At 43.7% G+C, this 1054-nt stretch carries 1 pseudogene; it reads right to left on the bottom strand.

Annotated elements, in window-relative coordinates:
• Nucleotides 1–874 (bottom strand): annotated as a pseudogene (locus tag ZX61_RS04130) (IS110 family transposase); the annotation flags it as partial.
• Nucleotides 875–1054: the final 180 nt, after the last annotated feature.

The following is a 1054-nucleotide window of genomic DNA, read 5'->3' as shown; positions in this document are numbered from 1 at the left end:
GCAATGATGGCTACTTTTTTGGGTTTACCTGCATTGACGAGTCGTGTGTAAGTCGCCTTAAAAATTGCGTTGCACTGCATGGCAGACATCATGGCCATATACAAAACCGTTCTTACTTGGGCTCTGCCTCCTTGGATGACTCGTTTACCTTTGTAACGGCCACTTTCTTTTGTAATCGGGGCGACTCCAATTAGAGAAGCCGCTTGTTTGTTGGTAATGTAACCAAGCTCTGGAACGTTGCTTATGATTGAGGCAGCTGCGATATTTCCGATCCCAGGCACACTTTGTAAAATTGCATTTTTCCTTGGTACTCGGGGCTTTCTTCAATGAGCTTCATCAGCTTGCTTTCAATCTTTGTGATTTGGTTTTTCATTGCTGTAAGCATCGGTTTGATGGTTGAATGTAGGCACTTGGGGAGTATATGAATGCGATTTTTCTCCATGGTTTGCATGGATAGCAACTGATTTCTACGGATGACTAAGTCACTCATTAATCTTATGTTTTCTGCTTTTATAACGGTTAGTGCAGGCTTGAACACCTCACTATAATGTGCGATGAGTTCAGCATCTAAACGGTCATTCTTGGCTCTACGCCCAATTGCTCCAGCGAAGCGCTTAATATGCACTGGGTTCGCTCGAACTATTGGTAAATTAGCCTCGGCACAAGCCAGTACAAATGGCATCTCTAACCGGCCTGTTGCTTCGATAACGATGCGTTCAGGGCTATATTTTTTAATGACCTTGAGTGCATCCTTGATTCCCTTATCACTATTTTCTACCGAGAGAAACATGTCCAAAGGTCGAATGTGGATGTCTAATTGTGTTTTGCCTGTATCAACTCCGACGTTGATGCTTTGCTTCATTTTGGTATTCATAATAAGCTAACTCATGCTTGCGTAATGCGGGTTCGAGACCCAGTCGACGATTCGAGGTTTGTGCTTGGAGTCCTATGCAGTGTTCATGTTTGTTATCGGTCTCTCGATAGAGGAGCCAGCGTTCAATCGAACTACTACATGGAAAGCTTTAGTTGCAGCTAAAGCCTGGGTCTCACATTA

Origin of the sequence: Vibrio sp. VPAP30 (assembly GCF_001188205.1) — a bacterium.
Lineage (GTDB): Bacteria > Pseudomonadota > Gammaproteobacteria > Enterobacterales > Vibrionaceae > Vibrio > Vibrio bivalvicida.
This window is presented reverse-complemented; position numbering and strand designations above follow the sequence as displayed.